This window comes from Hydrogenovibrio marinus, assembly GCF_013340845.1.
Classification (GTDB): domain Bacteria; phylum Pseudomonadota; class Gammaproteobacteria; order Thiomicrospirales; family Thiomicrospiraceae; genus Hydrogenovibrio; species Hydrogenovibrio marinus.
This window is the reverse complement of record NZ_AP020335.1, coordinates 2,029,782-2,046,213: the sequence shown is the minus strand read 5'-3', so window position 1 is coordinate 2,046,213 and position 16,432 is coordinate 2,029,782. Positions and strand designations below refer to the sequence as shown.

15 protein-coding genes are annotated in these 16,432 nt (G+C 41.9%); 14 read left to right on the top strand and 1 reads right to left on the bottom strand.

What is annotated here, in order from left to right:
- Window positions 1-63: 63 nt before the first annotated feature.
- The 4 genes from HVMH_RS09770 (at window position 64) to HVMH_RS09755 (ending at window position 2,388) form a co-directional block, all read left to right on the top strand.
- Window positions 64-414, top strand: a complete 351-nt coding sequence (locus tag HVMH_RS09770; protein WP_029912696.1) for a winged helix-turn-helix domain-containing protein — start codon at window positions 64-66, stop codon at window positions 412-414.
- A gap of 179 nt (window positions 415-593) precedes the next feature.
- Window positions 594-1,022 carry a 50S ribosomal protein L13 gene (gene rplM / locus HVMH_RS09765; protein WP_029912699.1) on the top strand — a complete coding sequence of 143 codons (429 nt, stop codon included), beginning with the start codon at window positions 594-596 and terminating at the stop codon, window positions 1,020-1,022.
- Window positions 1,023-1,035: 13 nt separating this feature from the next.
- Window positions 1,036-1,428: a 30S ribosomal protein S9 gene (rpsI, locus tag HVMH_RS09760; RefSeq protein WP_029912702.1), complete on the top strand. Its 393-nt coding sequence runs from the start codon at window positions 1,036-1,038 to the stop codon at window positions 1,426-1,428.
- Between the two features lie 249 nt (window positions 1,429-1,677).
- Entirely contained in the window at window positions 1,678-2,388 is a 711-nt protein-coding gene (locus tag HVMH_RS09755; protein WP_051623135.1) for a TorF family putative porin, read from the top strand.
- Window positions 2,389-2,775: 387 nt separating this feature from the next.
- Here the strand turns inward: HVMH_RS09755 and nrdA are convergent, their stop codons facing one another.
- On the bottom strand, window positions 2,776-5,058 hold the full coding sequence (gene nrdA, locus HVMH_RS09750; RefSeq protein WP_029912706.1) for a class 1a ribonucleoside-diphosphate reductase subunit alpha: 2,283 nt from the start codon (window positions 5,056-5,058) through the stop codon (window positions 2,776-2,778).
- A gap of 467 nt (window positions 5,059-5,525) precedes the next feature.
- Here nrdA and HVMH_RS09745 point away from each other — a divergent pair, with 467 nt between their 5' ends.
- The 10 genes from HVMH_RS09745 (at window position 5,526) to lnt (ending at window position 16,370) form a co-directional block, all read left to right on the top strand.
- Window positions 5,526-6,584: a porin gene (locus HVMH_RS09745; protein WP_051623136.1), complete on the top strand. Its 1,059-nt coding sequence runs from the start codon at window positions 5,526-5,528 to the stop codon at window positions 6,582-6,584.
- 593 nt (window positions 6,585-7,177) lie between these two features.
- Complete coding sequence (locus HVMH_RS09740; protein WP_155837696.1) at window positions 7,178-8,215, top strand: hypothetical protein; 1,038 nt, start codon at window positions 7,178-7,180, stop codon at window positions 8,213-8,215.
- Window positions 8,216-8,235: 20 nt separating this feature from the next.
- Window positions 8,236-9,087 (top strand): hypothetical protein, encoded by an 852-nt coding sequence (locus tag HVMH_RS09735; RefSeq protein WP_155837697.1) that lies wholly within the window; start codon window positions 8,236-8,238, stop codon window positions 9,085-9,087.
- Window positions 9,084-9,896: a type II secretion system protein gene (locus HVMH_RS09730; RefSeq protein ID WP_081822768.1), complete on the top strand. Its 813-nt coding sequence runs from the start codon at window positions 9,084-9,086 to the stop codon at window positions 9,894-9,896. The genes HVMH_RS09735 and HVMH_RS09730 overlap by 4 nt, the downstream gene beginning before the upstream one ends.
- 129 nt (window positions 9,897-10,025) lie before the next feature.
- Window positions 10,026-10,562 carry a type II secretion system protein gene (locus tag HVMH_RS09725; RefSeq protein WP_051623138.1) on the top strand — a complete coding sequence of 179 codons (537 nt, stop codon included), beginning with the start codon at window positions 10,026-10,028 and terminating at the stop codon, window positions 10,560-10,562.
- Between the two features lie 226 nt (window positions 10,563-10,788).
- Window positions 10,789-12,219, top strand: coding sequence for a tRNA (N6-isopentenyl adenosine(37)-C2)-methylthiotransferase MiaB (miaB, locus tag HVMH_RS09720; protein WP_051623139.1), 1,431 nt, complete (start codon window positions 10,789-10,791; stop codon window positions 12,217-12,219).
- Between the two features lie 108 nt (window positions 12,220-12,327).
- Window positions 12,328-13,305 (top strand): PhoH family protein, encoded by a 978-nt coding sequence (locus HVMH_RS09715; RefSeq protein ID WP_029912727.1) that lies wholly within the window; start codon window positions 12,328-12,330, stop codon window positions 13,303-13,305.
- Window positions 13,302-13,790, top strand: a complete 489-nt coding sequence (ybeY, locus tag HVMH_RS09710) for an rRNA maturation RNase YbeY (RefSeq protein WP_029912730.1) — start codon at window positions 13,302-13,304, stop codon at window positions 13,788-13,790. The genes HVMH_RS09715 and ybeY overlap by 4 nt, the downstream gene beginning before the upstream one ends.
- A gap of 75 nt (window positions 13,791-13,865) precedes the next feature.
- Entirely contained in the window at window positions 13,866-14,726 is an 861-nt protein-coding gene (locus tag HVMH_RS09705; RefSeq protein WP_029912734.1) for an HlyC/CorC family transporter, read from the top strand.
- Between the two features lie 90 nt (window positions 14,727-14,816).
- On the top strand, window positions 14,817-16,370 hold the full coding sequence (gene lnt / locus HVMH_RS09700; protein ID WP_051623260.1) for an apolipoprotein N-acyltransferase: 1,554 nt from the start codon (window positions 14,817-14,819) through the stop codon (window positions 16,368-16,370).
- Window positions 16,371-16,432: the final 62 nt, after the last annotated feature.

The window sequence follows — 16,432 nt, the reverse complement described above, 5'->3', positions numbered from 1 at the left end:
TCATTATTTAGACTTTATAATAGAGTGTCTCATTAATCTTGAATAAAACAAAAAGGATAGGTTATGCCTGGAGAACGTTACTCGAATAAAATTTCAGCTCGATTTTGGTTGACTGGAAATGATGACGCTTATGTCGGTATTGGCAGAATAACCTTGTTAGAAAAAATACAGCAGTTGGGGTCAATTAACGCTGCTGCAAAAGATATGCAGATGTCATATAAAAAGGCATGGCGTCTTATTGAGGAAATGAATCAGTTTTTTGATGAACCTTTAGTTATTAAAGAGCAAGGTGGTAAGTCGGGTGGCGGCACACAGTTGACTGAAAAAGGTAAAAATCTAGTCAAGGAATTTAGGAGAATTGAAAAAGGTTTGATTGAGTTTTTAGAAAAAGAATCTTCACAATGTTCCTTTTAGAGCGAAAAAGTTAAATCTTTAATGAAATCAAATGAATTACAGCTTGACATTGTCTCAATAATCCATAAAATTCCACTTCTTTAATCCTTACCCTTATTGCCCGTTAAACAGTAAGTGTTTCGTTGAGGTGAAAACCTTGACGGTTAATTTGGATTACAATCATATTTTAGGACAAAGTTATGAAAACATTTGTTGCAAAACCAGCAGAAGTAAAACGTGACTGGTACGTTATTGATGCAGAAGGTAAGACCCTAGGTCGTATGGCTTCTGAAATTGCTGCGCGTTTGCGTGGAAAGCATAAGCCAGAATATACACCTCATGTAGATTGTGGTGACTATATTGTTGTTATCAATGCGGACAAAGTTGCTGTTACTGGTAATAAGCGTACAGATAAAATGTATCACCATGTGACTGGTTATGTTGGTAACCTAAAATCAACTAACTTCCAGAAGTTGGTAACTGAAAAACCTGCTCGTCCAATCGAGTTGGCAGTAAAAGGTATGTTGCCTCGTGGTCCTTTGGGTCGTGCGATGATGAAAAAATTGAAAGTTTATGCGGGTGTTGATCATCCTCATACTGCTCAACAACCTACAGCACTAGATATCTAAGAAGGAAAGCATAATGGCAACAGAACAATATTACGGAACAGGTCGTCGTAAAAGCTCAGTCGCTCGTGTATTCTTGCGTGCTGGTTCAGGGAAAATGACAGTTAACGGTCGTGATATCAATGAGTATTTTGCTCGTGATACCGATTTGATGGTTATCAACCAACCTTTGGCTGCAACGGATAACATTGATAAGTTTGATGTTTATGTAACAGTGACAGGTGGTGGAACAACTGGACAAGCTGGTGCGGTTCGTCACGGAATTGCTCGTGCTTTGGTTAGTTATGAAGAGGGTAACCGTTCTGCGTTGCGTCAACGTGGATTGTTGACTCGTGATGCTCGTCGTGTTGAGCGTAAAAAAGTTGGTTTGCGCAAAGCTCGTCGTCGCCCACAATTCTCAAAACGTTAATATCATTTTCGTTTTACAAGAAACCCGCTGTATGCGGGTTTTTTTGTATCTGAAATAATTGAGAAAGTGTTGCACCAATATGGATTGCCATATGTCCAAGTTGGAATTTATGATTGTGTTTAAAGCTTGTGTTTTTTAGGTAATAAATCATTAAGTTATTGAAATTTAAATTAATTGTAACAATTGGCATCTTGATTTCTTAGTGGTGTATGAGTTTATGATTAACTTATCAAAAAATAAGGAAGCAAAATGAAAAAAACAGCACAATTAAAATCATTGGTTATGGCAATGGCTGTAGCAGGTTCAACAGTTGCAGCTCTAGCTCCAGCTACTTCACAAGCAGGTGCTTCTGCTAATATGGGTATCGTTTCTTCTTACTACTTCAGAGGTATTCAGCAAACTGGAACTGCAGCTGCTCAAGGTGGTTTGGATTATGATTTCGGTAACGGTTTCTCTGTAGGAACTTGGGGTTCTAGTTTGCCGAACAGTTCTGGTAACAGCCAAGGTCTTGAAGTGGATGTTTACGGTGGTTGGTCTGGTACTTTTAGTGGTGTAGATGTTGGTGTAAACCTAACTACATATAACTACACTCGTGATTCAGGTAAGGGTGATACTAATGCATTCGACTCACAGTACACTGAAGGTTCTTTGGATTTAGGTTACAAAGGATTTTCTTTAGGTTTGGCTACTGGTACGCATGCTAAGACTTCTACAACTGGTAAGTCTGTTTCTTATAATGTATATACTGTTGGTTATTCTATTGGTGGCTTATCAGCTACTTATGGTATGGGTGATGATATGCTTGGTAAGAACACAGACCATACTTGGTTTGATGTTGGTTACTCAACAGAATTGGCAAAAGGGCTTGACGGTACAATTACTTATGTTAACAAGCAACAAAAGAAAACTCAGACAGATGAGAACTTGATTTTTGGTATTACAAAGTCATTTGATCTATAAGTTTGTACTTAATAGTTAGTTAGTAAAAGCGGGCATTGCCCGCTTTTTTTATGCCTAAAATCTGACAGGTTGGGGGTGAGATTTAACGGAGCATATTCTATGACCAAATCACCTTCAGCCCTCAAAAAACAAGTTCTGAATGTGTTTAGATGGTAGCAGTTGATGTTTTTCAGTTGTGGAAAAAGTATCTAAAGAAAATGTTTTACAAAAGCTGTTAATCGGGTGATGCGAATGAATTTGACGTGTCTAGAAAGTAGGTTGTAGCTGTTGGAGCTAGCGGTTGAAATTGCTTCAATTATATTGGACTTCTTCAGTTGTAACCCTTCTGTGGAGTATTTTGTAGGCAATAAAAAAGGGCGATATCGCCCTTTTTTATTAGTGCAAACGTTAGAGTTTGCATGCGCCGCCTGCGCATCCATCATCTTCCTCGGCGTCTTTGGCGCCATCACGAGTATTATGGTAGTAAAGTGTTTTAAGCCCCATTTTGTAGGCATATAAGATATCTTGCAATACGACTTTGATTGGAACCTTGTCTTCTTCAAACTTGGCAGGATCGTAGTTGGTGTTAGCCGAAATGGCTTGGTCAACGAACTTCTGCATAATCCCAACAAGTTGTAAGTAGCCTTTGTTGTCCGGAATTTGCCATAAAAGCTCATAATCATTTTTATGTTCTTTAAAGCCTGGAACAACTTGCTTTAAGATGCCGTCTTTTGATGCTTTAACGGAAACATAGCCACGAGGCGGTTCAATGCCGTTTGTTGAGTTTGTAATCTGTGAGGAGGTTTCACAAGGCATTAGTGCGGTTAAGGTTGAGTTTCGCAATCCATGAGTTTTGATTTCTTCGCGTAACGCTTCCCAATCATAATGAAGTTTTTCGTTACAAACTTCATCTAAGTCTGATTTGTAAGTGTCAATGGGTAAAATGCCTTGAGCATATTTAGTGTCTTCAAACTGGCTGCATTTTCCCATTTCTTTTGCTAAACCTAGAGAAGCTTTTAGCAAATAATATTGAATGGCTTCAAACGTTTTGTGAACCAAGGTGTTTGCCGAACCATTGGAGTATTTCACGTGGTTTTTCGCTAGGTAGTAGGCAAGATTTGTTACCCCAACCCCAAGCGTTCTGCGGCCAAGGCTTGCGTGTTCTGCGGCAACGACTGGATAGTCTTGATAATCAAGCAAGCTATCAAGAGCACGAACAATCAAATCTGATAATTCTTCCAGCTCATCCAAATTTGCAATTGCGCCTAGGTTAAAAGCAGATAGTGTACATAGTGCAATTTCACCATTAGGATCATCTGCAGTGTTTAGCGGTTTGGTCGGTAGTGTAATTTCCAAGCACAGGTTGGATTGATGGATCGGCGCTTTTTTAGCATCAAAGGAGCTGTGTGTATTGGAATGGTCCACGTTTTGAATGTAGATTCGTCCTGTTTGAGCACGTTCTTGAGCGACTGTTGTTAATAGGTCTAGTGCTTTTACTTTTTTCTTGCGAATTTTTTCATCTGCTTCGTAGATTTTATACAGGCGCTCAAATTCATCCTGATCGTTAAAAAAAGCGTCATATAAACCAGGAGCGTCTGACGGGCTGAATAAAGTGATTTCACCGCCTTCAATCATGCGCTGATACATTAGTTTGTTCATTTGTACGCCATAATCCAAATGGCGAGCTCTATTTTCTTCAACACCTCGGTTGTTTTTCAATACAACCAAGGATTCAATTTCTAGATGCCAGATAGGGAAGAATAATGTTGCAGCACCTCCGCGTACGCCACCTTGTGAACAGGATTTGACGGCAGTCTGAAAGTGTTTGATGAACGGTATCATCCCTGTGTGGTAAGCTTCACCGCCGCGAATTTCTGAACCAATAGCTCGAATGCGGCCAACATTTACCCCGATGCCGGCACGTTGAGAAACATATTTAACAATGGATGAAGAGGTTGCGTTAATGGAGTCAAGTGAGTCCCCACACTCAATTAGGACGCAAGAACTGAATTGTCGTGTCGGTGTGCGCACACCAGACATAATAGGCGTTGGTAGAGATAGTTTAAAGGTTGAAGCAGCATCGTAGAAGCGCTTGATGTAATCCAGTCGGGTTTTACCTTCTTCAGCATCATTTGAATAATGTGCGAATAAACTCATTGGGATTAACATATAAATAAATTGCGGGCTTTCAAAGATTTGGCCTGTTACGCGGTTCTGAACTAGGTATTTTCCTTCCAGTTGTTTAACGGCTGCGTAACTAAAGTCCATGTCGCGTTCGTGTTTGATATAAGCATCGAGTTCATCAAATTCAGCTTTTGTGAAATCTTCAAGTAGCTGAACATCGTACATGCCGCGGCGTACCATCTTGTTGACGTGTTCAAACAATGTTGGGGGGGTGAAGCGTTCGAATGCTTTCTTGCGAAGATGAAAGATTGCTAGCCTTGCTGCCAGGTGTTGATAGTCTGGTGAACTTTCTGAAATAAGATCGGCTGCAGACTTGATAATGGTTTCGTGAATATCTGAGCTGCTGATGCCGTCATAAAATTGTATATGAGACTTTAACTCAACTTCTGAAACGGAAACGTTTTCTAACCCTTCCGCTGCCCAAGTGATTACACGGTGAATTTTTTCTAAATCAATCGGTTCTTTTGAACCGTCGCGCTTGGTGACAAGTAAATTTTCGTTCGACATAGCTACAATCTTTAATAAATTCAGAAGGTTAATAAAATGAGTGAGTTTTTCTTGTTAAGAGAGTGCTTTATTTTGTTGTGTGTTGAATGAGCATTTCTACTATATATAGTTTTTTTTTGCACTGCTAAGCTCAAAATATAGTGGAAATGAAAAATGAATGCAACTGATAGAAATCAATTTATGGATAAAATTTTTTGTGTGTAAAAATGAAAAAAATTAATGCAAAAAAAGCTTGAAAAAAAAGCATTTAAGAAGATGCTTATTTATTGTTAAGGCGTGTATAAATAATAATGTGAAGAAGTCTTTATGGTTGGAGGATTTTATGTTTGTGTGTTGTAAAAAAACTACACTTTTAAATTTTGTTGTTTTTTTCTTAAAAAAAGTTGCATGACCATATAAAACTAAATATAGTTGCTTTCAAGTTCACGGTGACGTGGGCATACTAACTAACTATTTATAGGGTATAAATGATGAAAAAGAACATTATCGCTCTAGCAGTTGCTTCTGCTATCGCTGCGCCAGTTGCTATGGCTGACGCGCCTACTGTTTACGGTAAAATCTACATGTCTATCGACAACTTGACGGATGCTGGTACTACCGTAAACTCTCACTCTTCACGTTTCGGTATCAAAGGTTCTAATGACCTAGGAAATGGTTTGAAAGCAGTGTATAAGTTAGAGTTTGGTGTAGATCCAACAACTACCGCTAAAGCTAAAATTTCTGGTCGTAATGCATACGTTGGTCTTGCAGGTGGTTTCGGTACAGTGTTGATGGGTCGTCACGATACACCTTTCAAAATGATTCAAGGTACGGATTTATTTAACGATGCAACTAAAGAAGGCTATGGTGATAACAAGCCAATGGCTGGTGGCCTAGGTATCTCTGGTGGTGAAGTGCGTGCGGATAACGTTCTTGCCTACGTTTCTCCAAGTTTTAATGGTGTTAAGTTTATTGCTGCTGGCATGTCAGCTGGTAACAACGATGGTGGAAACACTACATATTATAGTACCGCTCCTGCTAGTAATAAAGATAACTCTTTAACAAATGCATACTCTATTGCAGCTATGTATGGTTCTAAAAAGAAAGGACTTTACCTAGCGGCAGCCTACAATAGTTTTGATAAGAAAATGACCAAAGTAACAAATGGTTCTGATTCACCAACAGAAACTCGTTTGGTTGCTCAGTACACTGTTGCTGGTTTGATGGCGAACGCTATGTACCAAAACTTTGATAAAGAAATCAACAACACAGTTAACGGTAAGAACTTGAATGGTTCTAACATCCAGATCAACGTTGGTTACAAAATGGGTGCTTTGATGCCTAAATTGAAATACTCAATGTTTGATTACAAAGATAAAACTTTGAAAGATGGTAATGCATTCGGTGTAGGTGTGAACTACTCTCTAGCTAAATCTACTACTGCAATGCTTGATTATGTGAGCTATGACAAAAACCTTGCGAACAAAGGTGTTGCAGGCGGTAAATCTACTAGCTTGATCTCACTTGGTATCGTTACTAAGTTCTAATCAATTACTACTTAGGTAGTCAATTCGTTAGAGTAAAAACCCCGCTTTTGCGGGGTTTTTTTACACTGTATATTATTATTCAGTGTTGCACTTGACTCTTTATAAATGGGGTCAAAGCCCTTTTTGTGGATAACTTTGTTTGTGTGCGTCTAAACCTCTTATAATGGGGTCAGAGCCCTTTAAAAAGTTGAAGTTACTTTGCTTGTCTGTTTGGCAATTTTGCGTACGCTCACGTATAATTGAACAGTATAATGGGGTCAGAGCCCTTTAAACTTTTCTTGCGGCGAAATAGTTACTTAAAATTTGTAGAAAACAAAATTATAACTAATGGTATTTTAACCCCGCTTCGGCGGGTTTTTTGTATCTAAAATTCTATTTTGGTTAAAGTTATATAAATGGGGTCTGTCCCCAGAGCAGAGTATATAATGGCGCAGTACTCTTTTGTGATGGAAGTTATCCACAAAAAGGGCTTTGACCCCTTTAAAGTTTTGACCTCTTTAAAAAAGTTGAAGTTACTTTGCTTGTCTGTTTGGCAGTTTTGCGTACGCTCACGTATAATTGAATCAATGTACTATTTTAGGAGAAGCCTGTTGATGGCTTTGAATAGGTTGAAAAAGGATTGCAGAAGTCGGGCTGAAAGCGGCTTTATCTTGATGTTTATGCTGGTTTTGTTGGTGTTGGGGGCTGCGACTTATTTTGGGACCTATGCTAAGAATTACAGTTTTTCTCATCGCCAGTCTGAAATGCAGAAAACATTGCAAGAGCTGAATAGCGTTAAGCAACAGCTTTTAAATTATGCGGTTTTTCAGCCGGAGCTGTTTCAGAGTGATCTTGTTTCTAACACGGTGACCAATGCTTCGATTGCGAATATTCCGTCTCCCGGTTACTTTCCTTGTCCTGATATGGATGGAGATGGTGCTTTGTCCGGAGCGGAAAGCCCGTGTAGTAATCCTAGAGTGATTGGTAATGATGCCACCGGATTTGATTATGGTTTCTTGCCGGTAGAATTTAAAACCCGCAACTTCTTTTTAAAAGGTGTTTCTCCTAAATCATTTTATTATGTGGTGGCGGATCGATTTGTTAACGCCTCTGGCGACTACAACAATACGACAACACATCGCTATGCCCCTTTAAATCCATCCATGACGCCCTCTGTGGGGGTTGATTCGGGCAATCCACCTGCATTGCCTGCTAATACGTTACCTTGGTTGCAGGTCAATGGTTCGGGAAATTATGTTGTATTGATTATTTCGCCAGGCGCGCCGCAAACTTTTCCCGATGGTACATCGCAAGACAGGACTCAGGCTGGTGATGCTAAAACTGTCGTTGGCCAGTATTTGGATATGCGTTTTGATGCTTCTGGTAACAAAATAGATAATGGGAATGCATCGGGTACGCGCTTTTTCTTCTCTGGGCAGCAAACCAGCCCGACAGTGAATGATATTGTGGTCGGAATTACCTTTGATGAATGGAGAGCAGCGATGGCGGCCAGAATTAAGGTGCAAAAATCTGCTTTGTGCAATTTGTCACCAAGTGTTGCGCACTGGTTTAATGACTACAATGCTGTCAGTAATCCCGCAGGGAGCAATTGGCGAGACCAATTTATTGGTGGGCAGGCGGTATGCCCATGAGGGTTGTGAATGACTCCTTGATGAAAGGTTTTTCTTTGATTGAGATTGCCTTGGCATTGCTTTTAGTCGGTATCTTCTTTACCAGCATGTTTACGTCTACTTCCGCACTCACGTTGCTTGAGAAGCAGCAAAAACAGACAAATGCTATGTCAGATATCCATCAGGCAATGCTGACTTACTTAAAGGTAAATCGGCACTTACCTTGCCCTGATACCGATGGTGATGGGAAAGAGAATAGAAAAGTGACCTCAGGCGTGGCGGTTTGTAAAAGTCGTTCAGGTAGTTTGCCTTATCGAGATATTTCTGTGGATGGAAAAGATGCTTGGGGAAATGCCTATTACTATCAGGTCAACGCCAGAGCGGAAAATAAAAAATATGTAAACGATATGTGTCAAACCTCCAGTGTGTTTGGTTCTCAGGGGGCAGTAACGGTGTCTAATAAGTTGGCTTATTGTGCGAGTGCTCATGTTTATTACTGTCAGGCCTGTGACAGTGTTTGCAGTACGGCATGTAAAACAGGAGGGAGTATTGATGTGTCCAGCTTTAATGCACCACCTTATATGCAATTGGGAACACCACCTATTGGGTCGGATAAAGCTGGGAGCGGTACAAACTCTCACAAGAATCTGTGGTTGGAAGATTTGTCTGGGAATGAAATAGAAAATGCATTGGTTTATATGGTGGCGTCTTTCGGTGCCGATGGGTTGGTAACTTGGGATAATTGCCAAAAAGCAGATAGTTCACGCCAGAAAGAGAATTGCGATGGTGATGAAGTGTTTAGTGAAACCAAGGGCGATAATCAAGACTTTCTGGATAGTATGACAGTGCTGGATGCTAAACGAGCTTTGCTGGAAGTGGGGGCAATAAAGTGAATCGAGATAGCGTGGGCTGCAGCCAATCATATCGCAAACAATCTGGTTTTAACTTGGTTGAGTTGGCATTGGTACTGGTGATTATCGGCATTTTGAGTGTTGGTGGGTTTAAAATGATACAAACCCAGCGAGACAGTGCGAAGTATAGCAGTTCAAAGCAAAACTTACAGCAGGTTAAGCAGGCTTTGTTAGCGTACGCATTGGTGAATCAATATTTGCCTTGTCCAGACACCAATCAAGACGGTAGAGAGAATCGTAACGGTTCAAGGTGTACTGCGAGTGCCGGGCGCCTACCCTATATTGATTTAGGCTTGAATAAAGCCAATGTATCTGATGGATGGGGGAATCCTATTCGGTATGCGGTCAATCAAGAATCGGCATCGGGTAATATTTGCGCGCAAAGTGCATCGCCGCCAGCAGGAAGAGCAGCAAACTATTTCTGCAATACGCCAACGGCACCCAAAACCGCCTTGCCGCAGTTTGATCTAAACACTTTACCTACTCAGGTGGTGCCAAGTACGGGTGACTATTCCGTTTGTGATTCCACTGTTAATAATTGTACGGCAGCATCCAGTATGGCTGCGGATAATCAATCAGTAGTGTTGGTTGCTTTCAACAAAGATGGCTATATCTCTAACTGTAATTCGCTGAGTACTCAAGAGCGTGAGAATTGTGATACAGATACGCTTTACTGGGCGGCAAGGTTTAATAACAGTACCACAGCGTTTTTTGATGACTCGATTGAAACCATTTCTGGTTACGATATTAAAAAAGCCTTTCTGGAAAACAATCCCATGGCGCTGCAGTGATGGTGGTGAAAGCGCCAAAATATTTGTGTTTAATAGTTGTATTTAAGAGCGCTATATTCATTAAAATACGTTATTATTTACGTAAATTAGCTTAAAATATAAGTTTGTAGAATAAGTGAGGAAAGATACATGTCGCAAACAAATAAAATGCAATCACAAAAAGGTTTCACACTGGTTGAGATTGCTATCGTACTGGTAATTATTGGCTTATTGTTGGGTGGTGTTTTGAAAGGGCAAGAATTGATTCAAAACGCCAGAGTCAAAGCTACGCAATCTGAAGTTCAACAATGGAGCGCGGCTGTAGCATCTTATCAAGAGAGGCATGACAATGTGCTTCCGGGAGATGGCAAGCCATCTGGTACGCCAAATGGGCAAATTTCAACTGCAGAACGCCCATATGTATTTCAAGACTTGATGAACGATGGTTTGATCAAAGGCAATTACACCGGAACAAATTATCCATCGAATAAATGGGGTGGACAGGTATATATTGCAACCGGTCAAGCAAGTTTCAATTTGGCAGTTTGCTATGCTGGGCTGGACCTAGCGACAGCAACCGAGTTGGATACTAAAATGGATGATGGACAAGGCGCGACAGGTGATGTGCGTCGCAGCACACAGGCAGCTTATACTGCAACCAACAATACTGTTTGCTTTAGAATGTAAGTAACAGTGATTGTAAAGAAACCCGGCTTAGTCCGGGTTTTTTGTTTTATGGGGTAGCAGGGTGTTTAAACATTGACCCAACCTGGCAGATTTTGCTAGAATACGCGCCCTAAAAATAGATATTTATCAATAACTTCTGTTTGCTTTGCAGGGGATTTATCCATGCAGTTTTTAGGGTTTCTTGTTAGGTTTTTGCTTTTTTCCTTTATTTAGGCTTAGGTTTTTTATGTCAGACACTTCAAATGCTTCTCCATTCACTGGCGGTTTGTTTATCAAGACTTACGGATGTCAGATGAATGAATACGACTCGGATCGTATGGCGAAATTGTTGGAAAAAACCTACGGGCTTGAGGCGGTTGAAATGCCTGAGCAAGCGGATATGTTGATTCTAAATACTTGTTCTGTGCGTGAAAAGGCACAGGAAAAAGTGTTTGATGAATTGGGTCGCTGGAAAAAATGGAAAGCCGAAAAACCTAATCGCGTTATCGCAGTGGGCGGATGTGTGGCGTCACAAGAAGGCGAAGAGATTCGTAAGCGCTCACCTGTAGTGGATGTGATTTTCGGTCCACAGACGTTGCACCGTTTGCCAGCGATGATTGACGAAGCTTTATCAATGCGAGCTGAAGCCGCGCAGGATAAAAAGTTCAAAAAACGTGCGGTTATTGATATTTCCTTCCCGGAAATTGAAAAGTTCGATAACTTGGCGGCACCGGAATCTAATGGTGTATCCGCTTTTGTTTCTGTGATGGAAGGTTGTTCCAAATATTGTACTTTCTGCGTGGTGCCTTATACCCGTGGAGAAGAGTTCAGTCGTCCTTTCGCGGATGTGATGGCAGAAATTGAAACGCTGGCAGAGCAAGGTGTGCGCGAAGTTAATCTTCTTGGGCAAAACGTTAATGCTTACCGTGGTGTCATGCCAGATGGTGAAATTGCCGACTTAGCGGTATTGATTCATGCAGTAAGAGCGGTAGAAGGTATTGATCGTATTCGTTACACAACATCTCATCCTAATGAAATGACGCAAAGTTTGATTGATTGTTATGCAGAAGTTCCTGAGTTGGTATCACATTTACATTTGCCGATTCAGTCTGGTGCAGACCGTGTGTTGGCAATGATGAAGCGCAATCACATGGCGATCGAATATAAAGCAACTATTCGCAAGATTAAAAAGTTGCGCCCGAACTTGAGTTTGTCTGGCGACTTCATCATCGGTTTTCCAGGGGAGACTTGTGATGACTTTAAAGAAACATTGGCGCTGGTTAAAGAGTTAAATTACGACCGTTCTTTCAGTTTCATCTATAGCCCAAGACCTGGAACACCAGCAGCAAGTTTGCCTGATGATGTCGAAATGCATACCAAAAAACGTCGTCTTCAAGCCTTGCAAGATCTGTTGAACGAGCAAACCGCGGCTATCAGTAAGTCGATGGAAGGAAGCGTTCAGCGCGTATTGGTGGAAAGCCTGTCGCGCAATTCAACGACGGAAGTTTCCGGGCGTACGGAAAACAACCGTGTAGTGAATTTTGAGGGTTCACCAGAGCTGATTGGGCAATTTGTCGATGTCGAAATTATTGAAGCCTACGCCAACTCTCTCAAAGGGAAGTTGGTGGCTACCCCAGAAGCTAAGAAGTTTGCGCAGCGCCAATATTACGCCGTGTGAGCTTTGGCGAGCACCCATAGATGATCGGTTAATAAATTCTTCATTGTATTTATATCAGTAATTCATTAAGATTTTGTAATCGATTTCAATTAAGGCAATAGCAGGCTTTTGACAACCCTTCATACCATACAGTTCCAACTCTCTCCCGAACAGAATGATGCTTTGGTGAACCTTTGCGGCTGGCAAAGTGAACATATTGCTCAGGTCGAATTACGTCTGGGCGTTGAGATCAATCATCTAGGTTTTAAATTTAGCGTGACGGGTCTTCCTGAAAGGCTTGTGAAAACGGAAAGCTTTCTGCGTGACTTGTACGCGCAAGCTTTAAAGGAGCCGCTTGATCCTGAAAAAATACATATGGCGTTACAGTCCGTTGGTTATGATGAAGTCAAAACGGTGGATGACTCTGAAGTCCTCATCAAGACCCGCAAGAAAACCATTAAGACCCGTAATCCGAATCAATCAAACTATATCAAGTCCATCCAACAGTATGATGTGAACTTCGGTATCGGTCCTGCTGGAACCGGTAAGACTTATCTTGCGGTTGCCGCGGCGGTTGAAGCTCTGGAAAGAGAAGATGTTCGTCGTATTATCCTGACGCGCCCGGCGGTTGAGGCGGGTGAAAAACTTGGGTTTTTGCCGGGAGATTTGAATCAGAAGGTTGACCCTTATTTACGTCCGTTATTTGATGCGTTGTTTGAGATGCTTGGTTTTGAGCAGGTTGAGCGCATGATTGAACGCCATATTATAGAAATTGCTCCTTTGGCCTTTATGCGTGGTCGTACATTGAATGAAGCCTTTATTATTTTGGATGAGGCGCAGAACACCACCACCGAACAAATGAAAATGTTTTTGACGCGAATTGGATTTGGTTCGAAAGCGGTGATCACCGGAGATATTACCCAATGTGATTTGCCAAAAAGCCAAAAATCAGGGTTGCGTCATGTTATAGAAGTATTGGATGGCGTGCCGGAAATCGGTTTTACCTTTTATCAATCAAAAGACGTTGTTCGCCATACGCTTGTACAAAAGATTGTTCAGGCTTACGATGTGTTCGATAGAAGACAGTCTGAAGGAGCGGCAGGATGATTCATATAGATTATCAAGTTGAGTTGGTTTCTAGTGAATCCATTGAGCTTCCGACATTGGAGCAATGTGAATCTTGGGTTGCGGCATCATTAATGCAAGATTGGGCATCCGGTGAAGTGGAGATGGTGATTCGCATTGTCGAAGAGAATGAAAGCCAGACGTTGAATCGAGATTATCGAGGTAAAGATTACCCGACGAATGTGTTGTCTTTTCCATTTGAGAACCCTCCGGGATTGTTGGAGCTGGAAGAAGAATTGCCTTATTTGGGTGACTTGGTTATTTGCGCACCGGTTGTCGCGCGTGAAGCGGCGGAACAACATAAGCCTATTATTGCCCATTGGGCACATATGATTGTTCATGGTTGCTTGCATTTGCAAGGGTATGACCATATGAATGATGCTGAGGCAGAGGAAATGGAAGCTCTGGAAACGGAAATTTTGACCGGACTAGGCTTTGACTCGCCGTATCAACCGATTGAAGAATAGGTTTTAAACACTTGCCATTAAAATGTCATTTTTAATGGCTAAGATGAATTGCATGTTAAGGAGAAAACAGCTCGCATGAGTAGTGACACTAGTAGCGGCTCTTCGTGGCTTGAAAGATTTGCAAAGATTTTTTCAGGCGAACCGGAGAGCCGGGAAGATTTAGAAACCCTTTTGGAAGAAGCAGAAGCTCAAGATCTGATTGAGCACGATGCCTTGATGATGATTAAGGGGGTGTTAAATGTGTTCGAAACCCGTGTGCGGGACGTCATGGTGCCTAAGGTTCAGTTGAGTTATGTCGATGAGGCTGACCCGATCGAAGTGATTCTGGATAAGATCCTAGAGTCTGCCCACTCCCGTTATCCCGTTTTTTCAGCCGATACTGATGAAGTCGTTGGTATCTTGCTGGCAAAAGATGTATTACAAGCTGTCACCAAGCACAGTTTGACAGACTTGTCTCAGTTGAGAGAGTTGTACCGTGCGCCAGTTATGGTGTCGGAAAGCAAGCGATTGAACATCCTGCTGAAGGAGTTCAAGAAAAGCCGTAACCACATGGCGCTGGTCGTTGATGAGTATGGTGAGCTTGCAGGTTTGGTAACTATCGAAGATGTGTTGGAAGAAATCGTTGGTGACATCGAAGATGAGCATGACGAAAGTGAAGACAATATTCAAAAGCACATCTCCGGCGGTTTCTTGGTTGAAGCGATTACGTCCCTTGAAGACTTCAATAAGTTTTTCAAAACCGACTTGGAAGATGAGCAGTTGGAAACGATAGGTGGCTTGATTTCAAAAGACCTTGGGCGTATTCCTTCTGAAGAAGAAGAGTTTGACTTTGCAGGTTTGATGTTTAAGGTTTTGAAAGCGGATGGTCGTCGTGTTGATTGCTTTATCGTTTCGCCATTGGAAACGGGGCAAGACGTCGCACAACCGGCGGATTAATCTTTTTGCCACTGGGTTGTGGTACCCATAATGATGAGAATGAAAGGAGCAGTGTTGCTCCTTTTTTATGTTAACTTTGAAGAAGTGTTCATGAAGTTTTTTAAAGCGATTGCAAAGCCCTTTACTGTTTTTAATCCGGATCGTTCTGCACTCTATGCATTTGTATTAGGGGCAGCAAGTGTCCTAGGGTTTGCGCCCTTTAATATTTCGCCAGCCATGTTGGCAACCCTGATGGGGTTGTTTTTCTTGTGGCAAAAAGCTGAAACCAGTTTTGAAGCCATGCGTATCGGCTTGTGGTTCGGGCTAGGTATGTTTGGTTTAGGTACCAGCTGGCTATTTTCCAGTATGTATTTTTATTCTGGGATGAATATCGTTTCTTCAGCGTTGGCGACGTTTATCTTTGTTCTATTTCTGTCTCTTTATCTTCTGGTCGCCGGGCTTATCGTTTCAAAACTCAAGCAATCCAACCCGGATAGAAAATGGGTGGATTTAGCCATCATGATGCCATTGGTTTGGGTATTGATGGAATGGATTCGTGGCTCTTGGTTTACTGGGTTTCCTTTTTTATTGGCGGGTAATACGCACTTGGATACATGGTTGGATGGCTATGCGCCGGTGTTTGGTGTATTGGGTGTCAGTTGGGCGATAGCGACTTCCGCAGGATTGTTTGTGCTGTTGCTCAAGTCGAGACTGTGGCTACCAATCAGTGCGGCGTTTGCTTGCGTTTGGTTGCTGGGCGCTGGCCTGAAACAAATCACTTGGGTACACCCGGAAGGTAAGCCCGTCAAAGTGGCATTGCTACAGGGCAATATTCCACAGGACAAGAAGTGGCTCGCGTCCGAGTTCATGCCTTCGATGAAAGTCTATGTAGAGCAAACCAAGCAAAACATGGATGCGGATGTGATTGTTTGGCCAGAAACGGCGATTCCTGCCTACTACGATCTGGTGCAGGAAGGTGTATTGAAATCCTTTATCCGTGACGCGCAGCTGTTGGAAAAAGATATTTTACTGGGTGTGATTGCGCGTACTAACGATCATGAAAAATATTACAACGCACTGGTTAATGCACGTGATTCTCAAGAGTTTTATTACAAGAAACACTTGGTGCCATTCAGCGAGTACTTCCCTTTTGCCAACTTTTTCAAGGCTCTGAGCTTGTTGTTCAATATTCCCTTCTCCGAGTTTAGCGAAGGAGATGTGGTGAACAAGCCCATGAAGTTGGGTGGTCAAATGGCTGGTGTGACCATTTGCTATGAAATTGCTTTTGGGGATGAGATGGCAAAAACGGTTGCGAAGACGCGTTATCTGATTACGGTGAGTAATGATGCTTGGTTTGCCCATACTTTTGAGCCAGCGCAGCAGGTTCAAGATGTACAAATGCGTGCACTGGAGTTGGGGCGTGAAATTGCTCGTAGCACCAATACCGGCTATACCATGATTGTTGGTGTGGACGGGCTAATTAAGGCAAAAATTCCAGCTTATAAAGCCGGCGTATTGAAAGGCGATGTGCAGCCTTATGTTGGCGAAACTTTCTTTGCTAAGTGGAAACTGCTACCGATTCAGCTATTGATGGGGGTTGGGTTGATGTTTGTACTAGGAGCAAGGTTTTATAAATCACGGAAAAAGGCGGTTTCCGCTGAGTGAAGAGCTCAACCCCAACATGATAGATTTTAGAGAAAATCTGCCAGGTTGGGTATTGAGCGTTT

Bases quoted from the DNA above. Each gene is read 5' to 3' on its own strand.
- rplM (WP_029912699.1), top strand. From the start codon at position 594: ATGAAAACATTTGTTGCAAAACCAGCAGAAGTAAAACGTGACTGGTAC.
- HVMH_RS09745 (WP_051623136.1), top strand. From the start codon at position 5,526: ATGATGAAAAAGAACATTATCGCTCTAGCAGTTGCTTCTGCTATCGCT.
- lnt (WP_051623260.1), top strand. From the start codon at position 14,817: ATGAAGTTTTTTAAAGCGATTGCAAAGCCCTTTACTGTTTTTAATCCG.
- rpsI (WP_029912702.1), top strand. From the start codon at position 1,036: ATGGCAACAGAACAATATTACGGAACAGGTCGTCGTAAAAGCTCAGTC.
- HVMH_RS09735 (WP_155837697.1), top strand. From the start codon at position 8,236: ATGAAAGGTTTTTCTTTGATTGAGATTGCCTTGGCATTGCTTTTAGTC.
- ybeY (WP_029912730.1), top strand. From the start codon at position 13,302: ATGATTCATATAGATTATCAAGTTGAGTTGGTTTCTAGTGAATCCATT.
- HVMH_RS09740 (WP_155837696.1), top strand. From the start codon at position 7,178: ATGGCTTTGAATAGGTTGAAAAAGGATTGCAGAAGTCGGGCTGAAAGC.
- HVMH_RS09770 (WP_029912696.1), top strand. From the start codon at position 64: ATGCCTGGAGAACGTTACTCGAATAAAATTTCAGCTCGATTTTGGTTG.
- miaB (WP_051623139.1), top strand. From the start codon at position 10,789: ATGTCAGACACTTCAAATGCTTCTCCATTCACTGGCGGTTTGTTTATC.
- HVMH_RS09725 (WP_051623138.1), top strand. From the start codon at position 10,026: ATGTCGCAAACAAATAAAATGCAATCACAAAAAGGTTTCACACTGGTT.
- HVMH_RS09755 (WP_051623135.1), top strand. From the start codon at position 1,678: ATGAAAAAAACAGCACAATTAAAATCATTGGTTATGGCAATGGCTGTA.
- HVMH_RS09705 (WP_029912734.1), top strand. From the start codon at position 13,866: ATGAGTAGTGACACTAGTAGCGGCTCTTCGTGGCTTGAAAGATTTGCA.
- nrdA (WP_029912706.1), bottom strand. From the start codon at position 5,058: ATGTCGAACGAAAATTTACTTGTCACCAAGCGCGACGGTTCAAAAGAA.